The sequence below is a fragment of the Cellvibrio sp. genome, from assembly GCF_053579595.1.
The window spans coordinates 1-3,962 of the sequence record NZ_JBRFPI010000395.1 but is presented as its reverse complement, the minus strand read 5'-3'; the positions used below and the strand labels follow the sequence as shown (position 1 = coordinate 3,962).

Here is a 3,962-nt window from a genome sequence, read left to right as displayed (position 1 = left end):
CCAGAGTTGCTAAAAAGGACTGGCCATCATTTGGCTATCGGCAGCAGGACTGGTTGGCGCTAAAGGGTAAATCGGCGGAGGTGCGCGGTTGGATAGGCTCACAAAAATCCAGGCGCTCACAGCAGTTCAAGCCGTTGGTGATGCAGCTGCGATCACCTTCATCCATAAAAGTAATCGCAGACTAATCTGGTTAGAAAAGCTCTTCGGGTAAGGTCGCTTGTTCGCTAGACTCGGTGCCAGCGGCTGAAGTGCGGCCAGTATCCTCCCCTAAAAATACTTCAAAAATCGCATCAGGATCGCCCGGCATAGCGGGTTTACCGGTATCCGGGTTGATCCGCACAGTAACTATACCTTCCGGTTGGCGCGGCAGTTGGTCGGGCACACCTTCCAGTGCAGTGCGCATAAAATCGATCCAGATAGGCAGCGCCGCCGAGCTGCCGAACTCTTTGCGTCCCAATAGTGTATTTGCATCAAAGCCGACCCAGACGCTAGTGGCGATATTGGGGTTGTAACCAGAGAACCAGCTATCGCGCGGGCCGTTGGTGGTCCCGGTTTTGCCCGCGATATCATTGCGCCCGAGTTGCTTGGCCAGACGGCCGGTACCCTTATCCACTACATCGCGCAGCATTGAGTCGATCAGGTAGGCAACGCGTGCATCGATAATACGCGGTGCCCGCAGATTGCTGTCAAGGCTGGGTGTTGCCGGTATCAAGCTGCCATCATCGGCATAGCTGAGTTGGTTGATCTCGCACTCTTTACATACGCGCTTCGGGCGCGCCTCGTAAACCACCTTGCCTTTATCATCCTCAATTCGTGTCACCAAATAAGGGTCAACTTTAAAGCCGCCATTGGCAAAACTGGCGTAGGCGGTCGCCATCTGCATGGGGGTGAGCGCATGGGTGCCCAACGCCAGAGTCAGGTCGCGCGGGAATTCTTTGGGGTTAAAGCCAAAGCGTGCGAGGCTATCGAGTGCGGTCTGCATGCCGATACTGCGCAGCAAACGAATCGATACCAAATTGCGTGAGCGGTAGAGCGCTTGGCGCATACGCATAGGGCCGACAAACTTGCCGTCATCATTCTCCGGGCGCCAGGCGATACCAGTACTGGTATTTTCAATCACGATAGGAGCATCGTTAATAATCGACGCCGGAGTAAATCCATTTTCCAGTGCCGCGGTATAAATCAACGGTTTAAAGCTGGAACCGGGTTGGCGCGCACCCTGAATCGCACGGTTGTAATGGCTTTGGTTGAAGTCGAGGCCGCCAACCAGCGAGCGAATCGCTCCATCCATGGGGTCGAGGGATACCAATGCCGCTTGGATCGCGGGCACCTGGCTAAAACGCCATTCGTCATCATTGTCTTTGGTGATACGTACCACATCGCCCGCTTTGAGGAATTCGGTCACTGCTTTGTAGGCGGCGCCGCGACTATCTTCAGTGAAGTAAGGGCGCACATTCGATAGCCCCTGCTCCCAGCCCAAATCAACGTAATCGCCATTGCTCATCAGTACGCGCAGTGATTTTTCCTGTGCATCCACCACGACTGCTGGCTCTTGCCCACCGAGGGTGGGGATGCTTTGGAGCTGGTCTTGCCAGTTGATCAGGTCTGCATCTGTCGAAGGTTTAAGGCGCAGCTCCGGGCCTCGATAGCCGTGGCGCAGGTCATATCCCAACAAACCCTTGAGTACCGCAGCCTGTGCGGTGGCTTGCATGGCGCTATCGACACTGGTGTAAACCTTGTAGCCATCGGTGTAGGCCTTGTCGCCAAAGCGATCCAGCACTTCCTGACGTGCCATTTCGGAGATATAGGGGGCTTGTACATCCAGCGTGGTGCCGTGGTAGCTGGCGGTATTGGGCTCGTTGATCGCAGCCTCGTAAGTGGCTTGGTCGATGTGCTTCAGCTCATACATGCGCCCGATAATCCAGTCGCGGCGAATCATGGCACGCTTGAGATTGGCGAGTGGGTTGTAGGCGGAGGGTGCTTTCAGCACACCCACAATCATGGCGTATTGGGCAACACTGAGTTCGTGGATGTCCTTGCCATAATAGATCTGCGCAGCTGCCTGCAGGCCATAGGCGCGGTTACCGAAGAACATTTTGTTATTGAACAACTCAAGGATTTCTTCCTTGGTAAATTTCCGTTCAATTTCAAGGGATAAGAGGATTTCGTTAAACTTGCGTGAGAAGATTTGTTTGCGAGTGAGAAAGAAATCACGCGCCAACTGTTGAGTAATAGTACTTCCGCCCGATTGGATGGCGCCGGACTTCAGAATTTGTGATGCGGCGCGCAACATGCCTTTTAGAGAAACTCCATGATGCTCAAAGAACTCTGCATCTTCGGCGGAGAGGAGTGCTTTTATATACAGGGGCGGTATCTGATCGTAGGTCAGCGGAGTGCGACGTTGTTCGCCAAACTCACCTATTAATTTGCCGTCGCTTGAATAAACCCGTAAAGGGGTCTGTAATTTAACCTCCCTTAATGAATCAACCGATGGCAATTTAGGGCTCAAATAAAGATAGAGTCCGGCGAATGTCACCAAAGTAACGCTGAAACCGGCCAGTAACAGCCAGAAAATAATGCCGAAGAAGGATTTTTTACTGAACATTTTTTCTATGTGAATTAATGAGTTAGCGCGGTCGCCGCAGGTGGCGGGCATTATACGGGCTTTTTGCCTGTTTACATATTCATCGGTTTGTTGCAGGCTTAAGTTAAAGTGCTATAACATAAACAACGTCTAAGTTACGGATATAGATAGAAAAATGGGCATTTTAAGTTTCCTCGATAAGAAGGCTAAGCCGGTGGTCGGGTTGGACATTAGTTCCACCTCGGTCAAATTGCTTGAACTTAGTCGCAGTGGCGATCGCTACCGCGTTGAGTCCTATACCGTAAAAGCGCTACCACCTAATGCGGTGGTGGAGAAGAACATCGCTGACCCCGCCGCTGTGGCGGAGATTGTCAGATCTATGGTCAAACAATCCAAAACCAAGCTCAAGCATGCGGCTGTTGCTGTTGCTGGCTCGGCGGTGATCACCAAAATGATCGATATGCCCATGGATTTGAATGATGACGCCATGGAAAGCCAGATCGCGGCAGAAGCTGATCAATATATCCCCTTCCCTCTGGAAGAGGTTGCACTCGATTTTGAGGTGCAGGGTATTTCCCCGCGCAATCCTGATCAGGTAGAGGTGTTGCTGGCTGCGTGCCGTCGCGAGAACGTTGAGGTTCGCCAGCAGGTTCTTGCTGATTCCGATTTGATCGCTGAAAAAGTGGATATTGAAGCCTATTGTATGGAGCGCGCGTTTGAATTGATCGCCGAGCAATTGGAGGATCAGGAAGGGCAGGTTGTCGCGATTATCGATATCGGTGCCACCATGACCACATTGAGCGTGTTGGTGGATGGTAAAACAGTCTATACCCGTGAGCAGTTATTTGGCGGTCGCCAGTTGACTGAAGAAATCCAGCGTCGCTATGGCTTATCGCGCGAAGAGGCCGGACTGGCCAAGAAACAAGGTGGATTACCCGACGATTACGAAATGGAAGTTCTTACCCCCTTTAAAGATGCGGTGGTGCAGCAGGTTACCCGCTCATTGCAATTCTTCTTTTCCGCAAGTCAGTACAACGATGTGGATTACATCATTCTTGCTGGTGGGGTTGCCTCGCTGGAGGGATTGGTTGGATTGATCGAAGAAAAGTTAGGCACGCAAACAGTGGTCGCCAACCCCTTTGCGCGTATGTCCGTTTCATCCAGAGTGAACGCGGTTTCGCTTGCGAACGATGCTCCTGCATTGATGATTGTTACGGGTTTGGCAATGAGGAGTTTTGACTAATGGCCAAAATTAACTTATTGCCCTGGCGCGAAGCCTATCGGCAAGAGAAAAAGCGCGAATTCCTGGGGATTATTGGTGGTATTGGTTTGGCTGCAGCATTTGGTGCCTATGTTTGGGTGTCGAGTGTGCAATCAG

General features: G+C 51.9%; 2 protein-coding genes and 1 pseudogene. 2 read left to right on the top strand and 1 reads right to left on the bottom strand.

Features of this window, described 5'->3' with window-relative positions; all coding sequences use genetic code 11:
• Positions 1-185: pseudogene (locus ACWA6V_RS18395) on the top strand (thermonuclease family protein); the annotation flags it as partial.
• A gap of 5 nt (positions 186-190) precedes the next feature.
• Here the strand turns inward: ACWA6V_RS18395 and ACWA6V_RS18390 are convergent.
• Positions 191-2,656 carry a penicillin-binding protein 1A gene (locus tag ACWA6V_RS18390; RefSeq protein WP_449523857.1) on the bottom strand — a complete coding sequence of 822 codons (2,466 nt, stop codon included), beginning with the start codon at positions 2,654-2,656 and terminating at the stop codon, positions 191-193.
• Between the two features lie 103 nt (positions 2,657-2,759).
• Between ACWA6V_RS18390 and ACWA6V_RS18385 the strand changes: the two genes are divergently transcribed.
• Complete coding sequence (locus ACWA6V_RS18385) at positions 2,760-3,827, top strand: pilus assembly protein PilM (protein ID WP_310067496.1); 1,068 nt, start codon at positions 2,760-2,762, stop codon at positions 3,825-3,827.
• The last annotated feature ends 135 nt before the right edge of the window (positions 3,828-3,962 follow it).